General features: G+C 65.8%; 13 protein-coding genes and 2 tRNA genes. All 15 read left to right on the forward strand.

All coding sequences use genetic code 11. The features are described from left to right. Positions 1 to 117 precede the first annotated feature (117 nt). The 15 genes from ML342_RS05545 to ML342_RS05615 all read left to right on the forward strand — a co-directional run bounded on the left by ML342_RS05545 (position 118) and on the right by ML342_RS05615 (position 16,090). On the forward strand, positions 118 to 657 hold the full coding sequence (locus ML342_RS05545) for a GspH/FimT family pseudopilin (protein ID WP_338064992.1): 540 nt from the start codon (positions 118 to 120) through the stop codon (positions 655 to 657). Positions 658 to 671: 14 nt separating this feature from the next. After that, positions 672 to 1,142 (forward strand): type IV pilus modification protein PilV, encoded by a 471-nt coding sequence (gene pilV, locus ML342_RS05550; RefSeq protein WP_240126011.1) that lies wholly within the window; start codon positions 672 to 674, stop codon positions 1,140 to 1,142. A 20-nt stretch (positions 1,143 to 1,162) separates the two neighbouring features. Next, entirely contained in the window at positions 1,163 to 2,005 is an 843-nt protein-coding gene (locus ML342_RS05555; RefSeq protein ID WP_240126013.1) for a PilW family protein, read from the forward strand. Continuing rightward, positions 2,002 to 2,565, forward strand: a complete 564-nt coding sequence (locus tag ML342_RS05560; protein WP_240126015.1) for a pilus assembly PilX family protein — start codon at positions 2,002 to 2,004, stop codon at positions 2,563 to 2,565. The genes ML342_RS05555 and ML342_RS05560 overlap by 4 nt, the downstream gene beginning before the upstream one ends. Before the next feature lie 28 nt (positions 2,566 to 2,593). After that, the gene (locus ML342_RS05565; protein WP_240126016.1) at positions 2,594 to 6,325 is read left to right on the forward strand and encodes a PilC/PilY family type IV pilus protein; all 3,732 of its coding nucleotides are present in this window, start codon (positions 2,594 to 2,596) and stop codon (positions 6,323 to 6,325) included. 32 nt (positions 6,326 to 6,357) lie between these two features. After that, on the forward strand, positions 6,358 to 6,753 hold the full coding sequence (locus ML342_RS05570) for a type IV pilin protein (protein ID WP_240126018.1): 396 nt from the start codon (positions 6,358 to 6,360) through the stop codon (positions 6,751 to 6,753). Positions 6,754 to 6,989: 236 nt separating this feature from the next. After that, positions 6,990 to 9,611: a TonB-dependent receptor gene (locus ML342_RS05575; protein WP_240126020.1), complete on the forward strand. Its 2,622-nt coding sequence runs from the start codon at positions 6,990 to 6,992 to the stop codon at positions 9,609 to 9,611. Positions 9,612 to 9,716: 105 nt separating this feature from the next. Continuing rightward, positions 9,717 to 10,217 (forward strand): CinA family protein, encoded by a 501-nt coding sequence (locus tag ML342_RS05580; protein ID WP_240126021.1) that lies wholly within the window; start codon positions 9,717 to 9,719, stop codon positions 10,215 to 10,217. A 33-nt stretch (positions 10,218 to 10,250) separates the two neighbouring features. After that, on the forward strand, positions 10,251 to 10,886 hold the full coding sequence (gene lexA / locus ML342_RS05585) for a transcriptional repressor LexA (RefSeq protein WP_240126023.1): 636 nt from the start codon (positions 10,251 to 10,253) through the stop codon (positions 10,884 to 10,886). A gap of 183 nt (positions 10,887 to 11,069) precedes the next feature. Beyond that, the gene (recA, locus tag ML342_RS05590) at positions 11,070 to 12,104 is read left to right on the forward strand and encodes a recombinase RecA (protein WP_240126025.1); all 1,035 of its coding nucleotides are present in this window, start codon (positions 11,070 to 11,072) and stop codon (positions 12,102 to 12,104) included. Next, positions 12,101 to 12,607, forward strand: coding sequence for a regulatory protein RecX (locus tag ML342_RS05595; RefSeq protein ID WP_240126026.1), 507 nt, complete (start codon positions 12,101 to 12,103; stop codon positions 12,605 to 12,607). Before recA ends, ML342_RS05595 begins: the two co-directional genes overlap by 4 nt. A 192-nt stretch (positions 12,608 to 12,799) precedes the next feature. Next, positions 12,800 to 15,433 carry an alanine--tRNA ligase gene (gene alaS / locus ML342_RS05600; RefSeq protein ID WP_240126028.1) on the forward strand — a complete coding sequence of 878 codons (2,634 nt, stop codon included), beginning with the start codon at positions 12,800 to 12,802 and terminating at the stop codon, positions 15,431 to 15,433. A gap of 137 nt (positions 15,434 to 15,570) precedes the next feature. Beyond that, positions 15,571 to 15,777 (forward strand): carbon storage regulator CsrA, encoded by a 207-nt coding sequence (gene csrA / locus ML342_RS05605; protein ID WP_240126030.1) that lies wholly within the window; start codon positions 15,571 to 15,573, stop codon positions 15,775 to 15,777. 54 nt (positions 15,778 to 15,831) lie between these two features. Beyond that, positions 15,832 to 15,924, forward strand: a tRNA-Ser gene (locus tag ML342_RS05610). A gap of 89 nt (positions 15,925 to 16,013) precedes the next feature. Further along, positions 16,014 to 16,090 (forward strand) — tRNA-Arg (locus ML342_RS05615). Positions 16,091 to 16,098 lie beyond the last annotated feature (8 nt).

The raw sequence follows: 16,098 nt of genomic DNA on the forward strand, positions 1-16,098 counted from the left end.
CGGATCGCACGGACGGGCGTGCCGCTCGTCCCCGCCGTGGTTCCGCCTGTCGGCTGTAGGCTGGATTCCCGGTTGCGGCATCATTACGGTACTCATGCCGCACTCCGAGGGGGTTCCGTGCTACGACATTCCTGCCCGTATCGTCTGGTCGTTCGCCGCGCATCGCGCGGCTTCACCCTGGTCGAGTTGATGGTGACGGTGTCCGTCATCGCCATCCTCGCGGCGGTTGCCGTTCCCGGGATGACTGCCCTGATCAACAGCAGCCGACTCAACGGCCAGGCCGAGGAAATGGTGAGCTCGCTGCAGCTGGCGCGCGCCGAGGCCATCCGTCGTAACGCGCGGGTGACGGTCTGCCCAAGCAGTGACGGCTCGACCTGCGCATCGAGCACCAACTGGAGCCAGTGGGTAGTGCGCGGGCGCGACAACATCACTGCCACCGACGATGTGATTCGCAGCAATCGCGCATCCGGTGGCGTGCAGATCAGTGGCCCGGCTGCCGGCATCGTGTTCCGTCCTTCCGGACTGATCGATTCCCAGCAGACGGTGACGGTGTGCATGCCGACGACCAACCCAAACCAGAATCAGCGGGTGCTGACGGTGATGGTCAGTGGCGTGGTGACGTCTTCCAAGTATGACGGTGGCGGGGCTTGCCCATGAGGAGGATGGCGATGATGAGCAGGCGTGGAGCCGGGATGTATCTGGGCCGTCGGCATGCGCAGGGCATGGGCATGATCGAAGTGCTGGTATCCGTGCTGGTATTGGCGGTGGGGTTGCTGGGCGTGGCGGCGATGCAGTCGCTGGCGCTGCGCGGCGGGCAGAGCTCGCTGGAAACCAGCCAGGCGATCATGCAGGCCAATTCCATCATCGAGGCGATGCGGGCCAATCCCACGGCCAACTACAACATTGGCAAGACCTGCAGCGCCGCCGCCATCACCGGCACCGACGTGCGTTCCCAGGATTTGATCGCATGGATCACGACGATGAAGACCACCATCGGCTCCGGCGCTAGCGATACCACCACCTGCGGCGAGATCCTGGGTTGCCCGGCCAACTGCCAGGTCCGGGTGTACTGGGATGACTCGCGCACTGGTACCGACCAGGGCGGCGCGGCGCGCATGGTGGAGACGAGGGCGCGCATATGAAATGCAGGGAGAGTCGAGGCATGCGCACGACCCAGTCGGGCTTTGGCCTGATCGAGCTGATGATCGCCATGGTGCTGGGCTTGCTGGTGATGGGGGCGGCGTTTGCCGTGTTCCAGTCCAACCAGCGCAGCTTCCAGGCCAATGAGGGATTGAACCGCATCCAGGAAAGCGCGCGAGTGGCGTATGAGCTGATCTCGCGTGATATCCGCGCCGCTGGCGGCACTGCCTGCTCCAACCTGGCGCGGCCGGATGCGGAGCACACGCTCAATGCGGACGAAACCCAGTTGCTCACCGCACCGGTGAGCGACAACGGCGCGGCGGCCGGCACCGAGCTGGTGGCGGCTTCCGGCGATGACACCGCCTACCGCATCACGGGCGCGACCACCAACAGCGTCACGCTGGATTCCACCCAGATCGCGGATGCGAACGACGCCTTCAAGGTCGGCGACAAACTCATCCTCTGCAATGCCAACCAGTTCTATGTAGTGACCGCCACCGCCGTCTCCACCAACACGGTCTCCTTCTCGCCGGCGACTCCCGTTGCGATGAACGTGGATCCCATGGCGCCGCCCGCCACGGTGATGGTGGCGCGCTTCCGCAACGTGCGCTGGTACCGCAGTGGGAATGGGCTGTACGTCTCGCGCAACGGCGCGGCGGGGCAGCAGGTCGCCGATGGCGTCACCGCGCTCAGCTTCGCGTATCGCCAGAATGGGTCCAACACCTATACCGCCACGCCCACCAGCTGGCCGGACGTGGTGGCGGTGCGGGTCAACATGACCCTGACCGGCACTAACCAGGTGGATAACAAGACCGTCAGCCGCAACTTCTCCAACGTCATCAGCCTCAGGAGCCGCACGCTGTGAACAGGCTTGACCAGACCCGGATTCCCCGCGTTCACGGACTGGCCTCGCGCCGGCGTCAGCACGGCATCTCGCTGGTGATCGTGCTGATCCTGCTGATCGTGATGTCGGTGCTGGGGCTGGCTGTGCTGCGCAGCTCCGCGATGCAGGAGCGCATGACTGCCAACCTGCGCGACCGCAATCTTGCGTTCCAGGCCGCCGAGACGGCCTTGCGGGTCGCGCAGGAAGACGTGCTCGGCAACCCGGCGATTTCCGATCTGCAATACGGCAAGACCCTGGCCGAGATGCGTGCCGCTGGCAAGCCGGTGTTTTGCTCCGCCAACGGCATCTGCGATGCCACCACGGGCGAGACGCCGGTCGCCAAGACCGCGCCGGACGGGCGCTCCACCTACACCATCGAATACCTTGGCACCGGCAAGGGGTCCACCCTGCAGGGCGTGTGCGAGACCACCGCCGCCATCTCCAACTACCAGTGCCAGCGCCCGATGTTCCGCATCACCGCCCGCGGCCGTACTGCGGGCTCGGCGGAAGTGGTGCTGCAAGCCAATGTCGTCAGCCGCTGATGCCTGCGATCAGCAAAGAGAGCCTGCCATGAAGCGCAATGCCTCCCCCGCCCACCGCCGCCTGTCCCACGCGCTGCCGTCCGCGCGCGCGTGGTGGGCGCTGCCGGCCGCCTGCCTGGCCACCCTGCTGGCGCTGCCGGTCAATGCCGCCATCGTGTTCCCGGACCAACCCCTGACCACCGGCAACCGGGTGGCGCCGAACATCCTGTTCATCCTCGACGATTCGGGGTCGATGGCCTGGGCCAATATCAACAATCAGTCGGTCTCGGCGATCACCGGGCCCGGCGGCTTCAGCAGCACGCCGGATGCCAATGGCGTGAGCTCGGGCACGGGGGTAACGACGGAAACGGCCGGCAACGGCGCGATGTACATGCAGAGCTATGCCACCAATAGCCTGTATTACAACCCGTACACCAACTACCAGCCGTGGATGATGCCGAACGGCAACCGCATGACGGGTGGCACCAGTTTCACGTCCGTCTATAGCGACAACAACTACGTCAATTATTCGCCTGCTGGAACGAGTAGTGGCACCAAAGACCTGTCTGCAAAAACGCAGACGTTCTATGTACCCAAGAATCCGGCGAACACCTCTGCAAGTTATCTGTCGAATGTCAGCAATTACTACCGCTACCAGATTCCCGCTGGCGGAACCAGTGTGGTCCGCTCGGAGTATGGCGGGGTGGTGCTCAGTGGCCCGTTTACGCTCCCCGGCTACCCGATATCCGGCCTGAGCCAGAGTAAAAACAACTGGCGCTATTACACGGGTTCCCTGCCTGCCAATGCGGCATCGTTCACGGTCAGCAGTAGCGGTGGTAGCGGTGATGCCGATCTGTATGTGCGTCAGGGCGCCAATCCTACGACCAGCGCTTATACCTGTAAGTCCAGTCACAGCAATAGTAACAGTGAAAGCTGCACGATCAACTCGCCGGTCACGTCCTCTTCATACGGTATCGGCCTGTATGCCGCCAAGGCATTTTCCAACGTGACCTTGACGGTCACTTACACCACTACCAACAGCTGCTCTGGAAGCACCAGCGGTAACGACTGGATCAACTGCACCTCGGCCACGCCCACCGGGCGTTCGGTCTCTGCGGAGCTGGCCAACTTCGCCACCTGGTATTCCTACCACCGCACCCGCATCAAGACCGCCAAGGCAGGCGCAGCAGAGGCTTTCGGCGGCCTGGGCAACAAGGTGCGCGTGGGTTTTCGCACCATCTGGGATCGCAATAATCTCGATATCCCCGTCAAGGACGGCAACGACGGCCGCTTCATCGACAGCGTCAGCCCGGCCACGAGCAGCCGCAGCGACTGGTTCAACAGTCTGTTCAAGTCCTATGCGTCCGGAAGCACGCCATTACAGAAGGCCCTGGATGGCGCTGGTCAGTATTTCAAACGCGCGGACAGCGCCGGCCCCTACGGTCCGGAGTCTGGCTCCGACCAGCTGTCCTGCCGGCAGAACTTCACGATCCTGACCACGGATGGCTACTGGAATAACTCGATCGTCAGTACCACTGGCAATGCCGACGGCAGCAGCGGCAGCCTGATCAAAGGTCCGAAGGGCGCAAGCTATACCTACAGCCCGGCGGCGCCGTTCCAGGATGGCTACAGCAATACGCTGGCCGACATCGCGATGAAGTATTGGATGACGGACCTGCGCACCGAAAGCTACATGGGCAATGCGTCCAGCCCGAACAACAACAACGTGCCGACCAGCGATGCCGACCCGGCGTTCTGGCAGCACATGGTGACTTTTACCCTGGCCATCGGCCTGAAGACCACCAAGGGCTGGGGCAGCGTGGCCGAGGCCACCACCGCGCTACAGGGCGGGGACTCCTGGCCTGATCCCGACACCAGCAATGCAGGCAATGACAACGCCAAGCGTCTGGACGACCTGCTGCACGCGGCGGTCAACGGCCACGGCGAGTTCACCCCGGCCACCAGCCCGGAGCTGTTCGCGCAGGGCCTGAACAAGGCGTTGGCCACCATCACCCAGCGCACCAGCTCGTTCTCCAACGTCACCGCCAACTCCACCTCGCTCAACACCGGCGCGCAGATTTTCTCGGCCAGTTATGTCTCCGGCGTGTGGACGGGCGCGCTCAAGGCGCAGGCCGTGAGCCGCACCGGCGTGGGCGCGCAGAGCTGGACGGCCACCATTCCCGCTGTGGGGGCGCGCAAGGTGTTCACGGCCAACGGCACGCCGGGACAGGCCGGTACCAGCGGCGCTACCTTCCCGACCGCGTCGCAGACTTCGGCGCTGGATAACAGCGGCGTCGGCCCGGCCAACTACGAGGCCACCGGCGCGCAGAATGCGGCCTACATCAAGGGCGATGCCAGTCGCGAGGAGCGCAACGGCGTCAGCAACCTGCGCAACCGGCCGACCACGGTGCTGGGCGACATCGTCAACTCGTCGCCCGCCTATGTCCCGGGCGGCGCTTATGGCGATGGCACCAGCGCCGGCACGGTGTACATCGGCGCCAACGACGGCATGCTGCACGCGTTCGATGCGGCCAATGGCCAGGAGCTGTTCGCCTATGTGCCGAACATCCTGAATTTCGCCGACCTCAAGCAGCTCAGCCGCGGCGACTATGACCACAAGTTCTTCGTGGATGGCCCCATCGTGGTCAGCCCGCGCACGCTCACCCCGGGTCAGAACATCCTGGTGGGCACGCTCGGGCGCGGCGGCAAGGGCCTGTATGCGCTGGACGTGAGCGCGCCGGCCTCCTTCGGCGCCAGCAATTTCAAGTGGGAGCGCAAGGACACGCCCGGCAACAATATGGGCTACGTCGTCGGCACGCCGGTCCTGGCGCAGGTGCGCAATGGGTCGCCTACGCCGGCCGTGATCTTCGGCAATGGTCCCAACAGCACCAATGACAAGGCCGTGCTGATCGTGATGGATCTTGCCACCGGCAACGTGATCCGCGAGATCCCCACCGACAACACCACCAACAACGGCCTGTTTGCGCCGCTGGGCGTGTATGCCGCGGATGGCAAGACCCTGGTCTATGCCTATGCCGGCGACATGCAGGGCAATATCTGGAAGTTCGATCTGCGCGCCAGCACGCCCTCGGCCTGGACTGCCACCAAGATCTTCCATGCCGAAAAGACCGCGGGCAGCCCGCAGCCGATCACCGGCGGGCTGGCCTCGGCCATCGACCTGAAGACCAACAAGCGCTGGATCTTCTTCGGCACCGGTCGCTTCATGACCAATGACGATGCCAACGACAAGACCAGCTACGCGCAGAGCATGTACGGCTTCATGGACGACGGTGGCTCTTATACGCGTGCCGACTTGACCGCGCGCAGCATCACCGTGGCGGGCGACTACCGCTACTTCGAAGACAAGGCGGCATTGCCGGCGGCATCCAAGGGCTGGTACGTGGACCTGCCGGGCAAGGGCGAGCGCATCGTGCAGGACGTGCAGATCGACAATAACTACATGGTGGCTGCGAGCATGATCCCGGAGGGCGATGCCTGCGATGCGTCGGGTAGCGGCTTCCTCAATGCCATCGACGCGTTCACCGGCACCAGTGGCGGCAAGTCCTACTTCGACCTGGACAAGAACGGCAGCACCGACGACACCGGTGCCGGCGGGCACCCGATCGGCTCGGTCAACCTCGGCGTGGGCATGCCCACCCGTCCGGTGCTGCTGCCCGGCATCGGCGTGGTGGATGGCAGCGCCGGGGTCGGGGCCAGCAGCTTCGGCAAGCAGATCATGACCTGGCAGCGCGTGTCCTGGCGCGAGATCCGCAACGACTGATGATCATTTTCGAGGAGCATTCCATGCGCGTCATGCGAGCATCCCGCGCCAGCGGCTTCAGCCTGATCGAACTGATGGTGGTGGTGGCCATCGTGGGCATTCTGGCCTCGATCGCGCTGCCGTCCTACAACGAGCATCAGCGCAAGACCCGCCGCGCTGCCGGCGAGGCCTGCTTGGTCGCCATAGCGCAGCGGCTGGAGCGGGTGTACACCACCGATCTCACCTATGCGACGGCACCGGCCATCGGTACCCTGACGGCGGCGTGTGAGCCGGACACGCTGAGCTTCTACAATTTTTCGCTGACCACTGGGGCCAAGACCTACACGATCTCCGCGGCCCCCACCGGCAAGCAGGCGGGCGACTCCTGCGGCACGCTGAGCCTGAATCAGGCCGGCGTGAAGTCCCCTTCTACCTCCGGCTGCTGGTAACCCGCCGCGCGCCGTCTACTGTATCGATCGAAACCCGCCGCCAGGCGGGTTTCTTTCTTGCGGGGGATTGCGCGTGCTGGGCTACACGCAGGCGTTCCGGTGCGCTATGGTTCAAAAGCGCGCACCTCTCGGGGAAGGGCAGGGCGCGCGAGGGGGTTCGAGACGATTCCAGAGCGGTGACCGGCGGGGAGGCTGGTCGTCGTTTCCATCCACATGATCATCGGGAGGTGTCGATCATGCAGTACATCCGTTTGCAGCCCAAGGGCGTGGCCGTCGCGGTGGCGGCGGCATTGATGGTGGCCGGCATGGCGCCGGCGGCGGCGCAGGATGCCGGGGCGAAGTCCGAGGCAAAGCCTGCCGAGAACCTGGAGGCGAAGACCCTGGACACCCTGGTGGTGACCGCGCAGAAGCGCGAGGAGTTGCTCCAGGACGTGCCGGTGACGGTGACCGCGCTATCGAAGCAGGCGCTGCAGGATGCCGGCGTGCGCGACATCAAGGACCTGCAGGTGCTGGTGCCCGGCCTGACCGTCACCAGCACCCAGAGCGAGGCGATCACCACCGCGCGCCTGCGCGGCATCGGCACGGTGGGTGACAACATCGGGCTGGAATCCTCGGTCGGCGTGGTCATCGACGGCGTGTACCGTCCGCGCAACTCGGTCGGCTTCGGCGACCTTGGCGAACTCGAGCGGATCGAGGTGCTGAAAGGCCCGCAGGGCACGCTGTTCGGCAAGAACACTTCGGCCGGCGTGATCAACATCGTCACCCGCAAGCCGGATTTCGAGCTGGCCGGCGGCGGCGAGCTGACCCTCGGCGATTACAACGCGCGCGGCGGCTCGGCCTGGTTCAACGCGCCGCTGGGCGATGCCGCCGCGCTGCGCCTGTATGCCGCGCATCGCGAGCGCGATGGCTGGATGAAGGTGGTGACCGGTGCCGGCCCGCGCAGCCGCGACCGCGATTACGACCAGAACTACGATACCTTCCGCGCCAAGCTGCTTTGGCAGGCCAGCGACCGCCTGGAGGTGCTGCTGTCGGCGGACAGCACTCATCGCAACGAAAACTGCTGCACCGCCGTGCAGCTGGTCAGCGGCAGCAGCGCGCCGCTGATCAACGCGCTGGGCGGCGGCAATGCCATCGCGATCCCAGTCAATCCGTGGGCGCGGGTGGCCTACAGCAACCGTGATACCACCCAGAAGATCAACGACCGCGGCGTGCAGGCCGAGCTGACCTACAGCATGGATGCGCTGGGCGGCGCCACCCTGACCTCGGTCACCGCCAGCCGCGACTGGGATGCGGTGAACGGCCGCGATTTCGATTTCAGTACCGCCGACCTGATCTACATGAACCCGCAGAAGGACGAATCCTACAGCCAGTTCAAGACCTTCAGCCAGGAGCTGCGGCTGGCCGGCAGCAGCGAGCATTTCGACTGGCTGGTCGGCGCGTTCTACAGCGACGAGACCATCCACCGCACCGAAAGCTACCGGATCGGCGCGGCCTACGAGCCGTATCTGTCGATCGGCCTGCTCTCGCTGATCAACCCGCCCTCGGCCAGCCTGCCGAACGCGGCCACCTTCCTGGCCGATGCCACCGGGCGTCCCTACGGCACGGTATTCGCCGGACTGGGCGCGCTCGACCACTACCGCCAGAAGTCGCGCAGCAGCGCGCTGTTCAGCAACAACACCTGGCACGCCAGCGAAGGCCTGGATGTCACCCTGGGCCTGCGTTACACCCGGGAAACCAAGGATCTGCGTTCGCAGTATGCCAACCCCAACGGCGGTCTTGGCTGTGCCTCATATTTCGATCCCAACGGCACTATCAGCGCCGCGGCCATCGGCCGCATCGCCACCGCCCTGACCGCACGCGGCGTGCCGTTCTCGCTGCTGCCGGCGGCCACCCAGCAGTCGATCATCAGCAATGTGGTGGCCTACAGCTGTCTGCCCTGGGCCAATGTGCTGCATAACGGCCGGGTCACCAATCAGTCGATGGCCGAAAACGAGTGGTCGGGCACGTTGAAGGCGGCCTATCGCTGGAACCCGCACGTCATGACCTATCTGTCCTACGCGCGGGGCTACAAGGCCGGCGGCTTCAACCTGGACCGCGTGCAGTCTGCCAATGGCCTGTCCAGCGGAGGTCCCGGCATCCGGCCGGTCAATGACACCTCATTCCCGGGCGAGTTCGTCAATAGCTGGGAGCTGGGGGCCAAGACCACCTGGGCGGGCGGCAACCTGCTGCTCAATGGTGCCCTGTTCCATCAGCGTTACAGCGATTTCCAGCTCAACAGCTTCCTTGGCACCAGTTTCGTGGTGCGTTCGATCCCGGAAGTGGTTTCGCGTGGGCTGGATGCCGAGCTGCTGTGGCAGCCCAAGTCGTTGCGCGGGCTGATGCTGCAGGCAGGCGCGATGTGGGCGGATACCCGCTACGGCAAGCACATCCCGGGGGCGGATTTCGTCTATCCGGGGGCGTTGTACAAGCTGCCAGGGGCGCGTATCAGCTTTGCGCCGGCGTTTTCCGGCACGCTGTCGCTGACCTATCAATGGGATATCGGCGCGACGCTGCGTGGCCGCTTCAACATCGGTGGCAAGTACATGACCGGCTACAACACCGGCTCCGACCTGGATGCCGAGAAACTGCAGAAGGGCTATGCGCTGGTGAATGCCCGCATCGGCATCGGCCGCCGCGACCAGCGCTGGCAGGTAGAGCTGTGGGCCACCAACCTGTTCAACCAGGACTACGTGCAGGTCGGATTCGACGGGCCGCTGCAGGCGCTGGGCACGCCCGAGCCGGGCAATCCGCGCAATACCTACGATGCGTTCCTGGGCGCACCGCGCGTGCTGGGGGCGACGCTGCGCCTGCGGTTCTGAGGGCTGCCGTCAGGTGGTTCGCGGGCCGGCCTGCACACGCAGGCCGGTTTCGTTTTTCCTGGGCATGCGCTACAACGGGAGCCTCATCCGCGACTGCCCGACGCCATGTCCTTGCCTTCCGATGCCGATCTCGACGCGCTCGCGCGAGCGCTCGGCCAGCAGCTGTTGCAGCTGCGCCAGATGCTGGTCACCGCTGAAAGCTGCACCGGCGGTTGGATCGCCAAATGCATCACCGACATTCCCGGCTCCTCGGCCTGGTTCGATTGCGGTATGGTCGCCTACAGCTACGAGGCCAAGCAGGCCCTGCTGGGCGTGCGCCCGCAGACCCTGGAGCAGTTCGGCGCGGTCAGCCGCGAAACCGTGGTGGAGATGGTGTCCGGCGCGCTGGTGCATTCCGGCGCCACGCTCGCGGTGGCCGTCACCGGCATTGCCGGCCCTGGCGGCGGCAGCGAGGACAAGCCGGTCGGCTCGGTCTGGATCGGTTGGAAGCGCCGCGGCGGCTATGCACGCGCGGAACTTTTCCGCTTCGAGGGTGATCGCGACGCGGTGCGCCGGCAGACCGTGGTGGCAGCGTTGCGCGGATTGCAGCGGCAGCTGGGTGATTGACGGAGAGTGTGCTTAGTAGTATTACTACTAAGCATGAGTCTGACCGACACCCAGCGCGCCATCCACGCCTTCATCGCGGAGCGCATCGCGGCCGATGGCTTCGCTCCCTCGCAGGCCGAGATCGCCCGCGCCTTCGGCTTCAAGGGCGTGCGCGCCGCCCAGTATCACCTGGAGGCGCTGGAGGCCGCCGGCGTCATCGAGCGCAGCCCGGGCCGCGCGCGCAGCCTGCGCCTGCGACAGCGGCCCGTGCGGCCGCGCCAGCTGGAGCTGCCTGCCCACGATGAGGCGTTGCATCTGCCGGTGCTGGGGCAGGTCGCCGCCGGCGTGCCGATCGGCGCCGACATCGGCAGCGACCAGGTGCTGCTGCTGGATCGCGCGCTGTTCTCGCCGCGGCCCGATTACCTGCTCAAGGTCAAGGGCGACTCCATGCGCGATGAAGGCATCTTCGACGGCGATTTGATCGGCGTGCACCGCACGTCCGAGGCCCGCAACGGGCAGATCGTCATCGCCCGCATCGACGATGAGATCACGGTCAAGCTGCTCAAGATCGCGCAGGGAAAAATCCGCCTGCTGCCGCGCAATCCCGACCATGCTCCGATCGAAGTCCAGCCAGGGCAGGACTTCGCCATCGAGGGCCTGTATTGCGGGCTGGTGCGCCCCCATGCGTGATCCGGCTGCCGTTCTGGCGCGTCCCTGCGGAAAATCCCGAGGCGTTCGCCCGGCGTTGGCCGATGCCTCGCGCATGATCCGCTGCGCGAAGGTTCACGACGCGTTCCCGCGTCGCAATCCGTGCGACGTATCCCGCCTAAGCTGACCACATTCCCGACACGACCGACGCAAAGGAGCATCACGATGGACGAGAACAAAAAGCGCGCACTCGCGGCGGCCCTGGGCCAGATCGAGCGCCAGTTCGGCAAGGGCTCGGTGATGCGCATGGGCGACCGCACGGTGGAGGCGGTGGAAACCATCGGCACCGGCTCCTTGATGCTGGACATCGCCCTTGGCATCGGCGGCTTGCCCAGGGGGCGGGTGGTCGAAATCTACGGGCCGGAATCCTCCGGCAAGACGACCTTGACGTTGCAGGCCATCGCCCAGTGCCAGAAGGCCGGCGGCACCTGCGCGTTCATCGACGCCGAGCATGCGTTGGACCCGGTCTATGCGCAGAAGCTGGGCGTCAATCTCGATGAGCTCTACCTGTCGCAGCCGGATACCGGCGAGCAGGCGCTGGAGATCGCCGACATGCTGGTGCGTTCCAATGCCATCGACATGGTGGTGGTGGACTCGGTGGCCGCGCTGACCCCCAAGGCCGAAATCGAGGGTGAGATGGGCGACCAGCTGCCGGGATTGCAGGCCCGCCTGATGAGCCAGGCCCTGCGCAAGCTGACGGCCAACATCAAGCGCAGCAACTGCCTGGTGATCTTCATCAACCAGCTGCGCATGAAGATCGGCGTGATGATGCCGGGGCAGAGCCCGGAAACCACCACCGGCGGGAACGCACTCAAGTTCTACGCCTCGGTCCGGCTGGACATCCGCCGCATCGGCAGCATCAAGAAGGGCGAGGAAATCATCGGCAACCAGACCCGCATCAAGGTCGTGAAGAACAAGCTTGCGCCTCCGTTCAAGCAGGTCGTCACCGAGATCCTGTACGGCGAGGGCATCTCGCGCGAGGGCGAGCTGATCGACATGGGCGTGGAGGCCAAGCTGGTCGAAAAATCCGGTGCCTGGTACAGCTATGACGGCGAGCGCATCGGTCAGGGCAAGGAGAACGCCCGCCAGTATCTGAAGGACAACCCGGCGGTGGCGCAGAAGCTGGAAGCGGCGCTGCGTGAAAAATACGTGCCCCAGGACGCCGTGCGTGAGGATGGCGACGCCGGCGTCGACGAATGAGCCATTCCGCTGGTGGCGGCGACGGGGCGGCGTCCTCGTCAGCGCCTGGGCGTCGCCGCCGCCCGGAACCCACGCCTCTCCAGCGGGCGCTCGGCCTGTTGACCCGCCGCGAGCACTCGCGCCGCGAACTGCTGTGCAAGCTCGAGCAGCGCGGAGTCGAGCCGGAGGCGGCCGCCGAGGCGGTCGCCCGTCTGGCGCAGGCGGGCTGGCAGGACGATGCGCGCTTTGCGGAGTCTCTCGTGCGCAATCGTGCTGCCAGTGGGTTTGGTCCGGCCTATATCCGCGCCGAGCTGAACACCCACGGCCTGGCGGCGGAGCTGGTGGAAACGGCGCTACAGGGGTTCGACGGCGACTGGGCCGCAAATGCCAGACGACTACTGGAGCGGCGGCACCCACAGGCCTTGCAGGGCGATCGCCAGGCGCAGCGCAAGGCGGCGGATTTCCTGTTCCGGCGCGGGTTTACACGGGATCAGGTGAGCGCGGCCCTGGCGAGCGGGGAGTGACGGGAGCGGAAGCAGGCATCGCCAGCGATCAGGGCCTGTGATCGGGGCGATCGGATGTTTCGATCGAGCGGGCATCGGCCAACTCACGGCGCCGGCCTGTAAACTTGCGGGATTGGGTGGCCAACGCAAGTCCGCGGCCTCAGCGCTGCCGGGCTGCGGGCTTATGGCCGTCCGCTCACTTCCGATGCCCGCATGAAAACGACTTCCGACATCCGCCGCGATTTCCTCGAGTTTTTCGCCTCCAAGGGCCACACCATCGTGCCATCGTCGCCGCTGGTGCCAGGCAACGACCCGACCCTGCTGTTCACCAACTCCGGCATGGTCCAGTTCAAGGACGTGTTCCTGGGCGCGGAGAAGCGCAGCTATGTGCGTGCGGCCGACGTGCAGCGCTGTCTGCGCGCGGGCGGCAAGCACAACGATCTCGATTCGGTCGGTTATACCGCGCGTCACCACACCTTCTTCGAGATGCTGGGCAACTGGTCGTTCGGCGACTATTTCAAGAAGGAGGCGATCATCTGGGCCTGGGAGCTGTTGACCGAGATCTGGAAGCTGCCAAGGGAGCGCCTGCTTGCCACCGTCTACCACACCGACGATGAGGCCTATGCCATCTGGCGCGACGTGATCGGGCTGCCGGAGGACCGCATCATCCGCATCGGCGACAACAAGGGCGCGCCCTATGCCTCCGACAATTTCTGGCAGATGGCGGATACCGGCCCGTGCGGCCCGTGCACGGAGATCTTCTATGACCACGGCCCGGAAGTGCCGGGAGGTCCGCCCGGCTCGCCCGATGAGGATGGCGACCGCTTCATCGAGATCTGGAACCTGGTGTTCATGCAGTTCGACCGCGCTGCGGACGGCACCTTGACCCCGCTGCCCGCGCCCTGCGTCGATACCGGCATGGGGCTGGAGCGCATCACCGCGATCCTGCAGGGCGTGCATTCCAACTACGAGATCGACCTGTTCCAGACGCTGATCAAGCGCGCGGCCGAGCTGACCGGAACGACGGATCTGGAGAACAAGTCGCTGCGGGTGATCGCCGACCACATTCGCGCCTGCGCCTTCCTGATCGTCGATGGCGTGCTGCCGTCCAACGAAGGCCGCGGCTACGTGCTGCGCCGGATCATCCGCCGCGCCCTGCGCCACGGCTGGATGCTGGGCGTGCGCCAGCCGTTCTTCCATCAACTCGTCGCCACCCTCGACGCGCTGATGGGCGAGGCGTATCCGATTCTGCGCGAAGGCCGGGCCACCGCCGAGCGCGCGTTGCTGGCCGAGGAGGAGCGCTTCGCGGAAACCCTGGATGCTGGCATGCGCATCTTCGATGAGGTCGCCGCTCGCGTCACCGACGGGGTGATACCCGGCAGCGATGCTTTCCGCCTGTACGACACTTACGGCTTTCCGCTCGACCTCACCCAGGACATGGCGCGCGAGCGCGGGATGACGGTGGACGTGGCCGGCTTCGATGCCGCGATGGCGCAGCAGAAGGAGGCCGCGCGCGCAGCCGGCAAGTTCGGCGGCGGCGTGCAGCTTCCGGCGGAACTGGTGGCGCGGCTCGCACCGACCCGGTTCCTGGGGTACGACACCCTGGAGGCGGGCGATCTCCACGTCCTGGCCCTGCTGAAAGACGGCAAGCCGGTGGAGGCGGTGGAAGCTGGCGAAGAGGCCATCGTGATCCTCGATGCCACTCCGTTCTATGCCGAATCCGGCGGTCAGGTGGGCGATACCGGTGAGCTCGATGGGGTCGAGAGCCGCTTCACGGTAAATGACACGCTCAAGCTCGCCGGCCAGTTCCACGGGCATCTCGGACGCGTCCAGTTTGGCCGCCTGCGCGTGGGCGACCGCCTGCACGGGGCGGTCGATGCAGACCGCCGCGGCGCGACCGTGCTCAACCACAGCGCCACCCACCTGCTGCACGCCGCGCTGCGCGAGGTGCTGGGGCCGCACGTGCAGCAGAAGGGCTCGCTGGTCGCGCCGGACCGGCTGCGCTTCGACTTTTCGCATTTCCAGCCGCTGACGGCGGCCGAGCTCGCCGAGATCGAGCGCCGCGTCAATGCCCAGATCCGCGCCAACCACGTCGGCGAGGTGCACCACATGGGCATGCAGGAAGCGCTGGAGTTCGGCGCGATCGCCCTGTTCGGCGAGAAATACGGCGAGCGCGTGCGCGTGCTGCGCTTCGGTGAGGCGTCCACCGAACTGTGCGGCGGCACCCACGTCGGCCGCACCGGTGACATTGGCCTGTTCAAGATCATCGGCGAGAGTGGCGTGTCTGCCGGGGTGCGCCGGATCGAGGCCGTCACCGGGCAGGGCGCGTTGGATCACGTGGCCAGCGAAGAGCAGCGCCTGCGCGAAGTCGCGCAGGCGTTGGGTGGGAATGTCGCGGATGTGGCCGACAGACTGCGCGCGCTGCTGGAGCGGCAGAAGAAGCTGGAGCGCGAGCTGGAGCAGCTCAAGGCCAAGGCGGCGTCCAGCGCCACCGGCGACCTGGCCACCCAGGCCCAGGACGTTGCCGGGATCAAGGTGCTGGCCGCGCGTCTGGAAGGCTTCGATGCCAAGGCTCTGCGCGAGGTCATGGATCGTCTCAAGCAACAACTGGGGGATGCCGTGGTGGTACTGGCTGGCGCCGAGGGCGGCCGGGTCGCGCTGGTGGCCGGCGTCTCTGGCGCGGCCCTGGGCAAGATCAAGGCCGGCGAGGTGCTGGGCGAGGTCGCGCGTCAGGCCAACGGCAAGGGGGGCGGACGCCCGGACATGGCGCAGGGTGGCGGCGAAGACGGCCCGGCCCTGCGCGCGGCGCTCGCCGGTGTGCCGGATTGGGTGCGCCAGCGGGTGTAAGGCGCATGCCTGCCGATGCGCAGGCACGGCTTGTAGCATAGGAAGCTTGACCAGTATGATCGCCCAAATCTGGATGTCAGCCGGCTGGACTTCTTCTGGTCGTGCGTGAGCGCCAGCGACAGGGGAGTTGCAGAGCCATGCTGATTCTGACGAGACGAGTAGGCGAGACCTTGATGATCGGCGATGCGATCACGGTCACCGTGCTGGGCATCAAGGGCAACCAGGTGCGAATCGGCATCACCGCGCCCAAGGACGTGGCCGTGCACCGCGAGGAGATCTATCAGCGCATCCGCAGCGGCGAGGACCATCAAGGCCAGTCCCAGGCCCAGCCAGAAGAAAAATAGGTTTGCCGGAACGCGTGTGAGCCTGTATCCTTTCCGGCTCGCGAATCGCCTCACGGAGACTTGCCCGAGAGGCCGAAGGGGCTCCCCTGCTAAGGGAGTATAGGGCCAAAAGCTCTATCGAGGGTTCGAATCCCTCAGTCTCCGCCACTTGCGGCGAATCGCGATCATCACAGCACGGAACCGAAAATTTTCGTTGACGTGCGGGCAGGCTTTCTAGATAATGCCGCCTCTTGCTTGCGCCCGTAGCTCAGTTGGATAGAGCACCAGGCTACGAACTTGGGGGTCGGAGGTTCGAATCCTTCCGGGCGCGCCATTCTTGAA

Origin of the sequence: Thermomonas alba (assembly GCF_022419205.1) — a bacterium.
Taxonomy (GTDB): domain Bacteria; phylum Pseudomonadota; class Gammaproteobacteria; order Xanthomonadales; family Xanthomonadaceae; genus Thermomonas; species Thermomonas alba.

Coding starts and splice junctions, on each gene's coding strand:
- recA (WP_240126025.1), top strand. CDS start 11,070: ATGGACGAGAACAAAAAGCGCGCACTCGCGGCGGCCCTGGGCCAGATC.
- ML342_RS05595 (WP_240126026.1), top strand. CDS start 12,101: ATGAGCCATTCCGCTGGTGGCGGCGACGGGGCGGCGTCCTCGTCAGCG.
- csrA (WP_240126030.1), top strand. CDS start 15,571: ATGCTGATTCTGACGAGACGAGTAGGCGAGACCTTGATGATCGGCGAT.
- ML342_RS05555 (WP_240126013.1), top strand. CDS start 1,163: ATGCGCACGACCCAGTCGGGCTTTGGCCTGATCGAGCTGATGATCGCC.
- ML342_RS05575 (WP_240126020.1), top strand. CDS start 6,990: ATGCAGTACATCCGTTTGCAGCCCAAGGGCGTGGCCGTCGCGGTGGCG.
- ML342_RS05565 (WP_240126016.1), top strand. CDS start 2,594: ATGAAGCGCAATGCCTCCCCCGCCCACCGCCGCCTGTCCCACGCGCTG.
- ML342_RS05570 (WP_240126018.1), top strand. CDS start 6,358: ATGCGAGCATCCCGCGCCAGCGGCTTCAGCCTGATCGAACTGATGGTG.
- alaS (WP_240126028.1), top strand. CDS start 12,800: ATGAAAACGACTTCCGACATCCGCCGCGATTTCCTCGAGTTTTTCGCC.
- ML342_RS05580 (WP_240126021.1), top strand. CDS start 9,717: ATGTCCTTGCCTTCCGATGCCGATCTCGACGCGCTCGCGCGAGCGCTC.
- pilV (WP_240126011.1), top strand. CDS start 672: ATGAGCAGGCGTGGAGCCGGGATGTATCTGGGCCGTCGGCATGCGCAG.
- lexA (WP_240126023.1), top strand. CDS start 10,251: ATGAGTCTGACCGACACCCAGCGCGCCATCCACGCCTTCATCGCGGAG.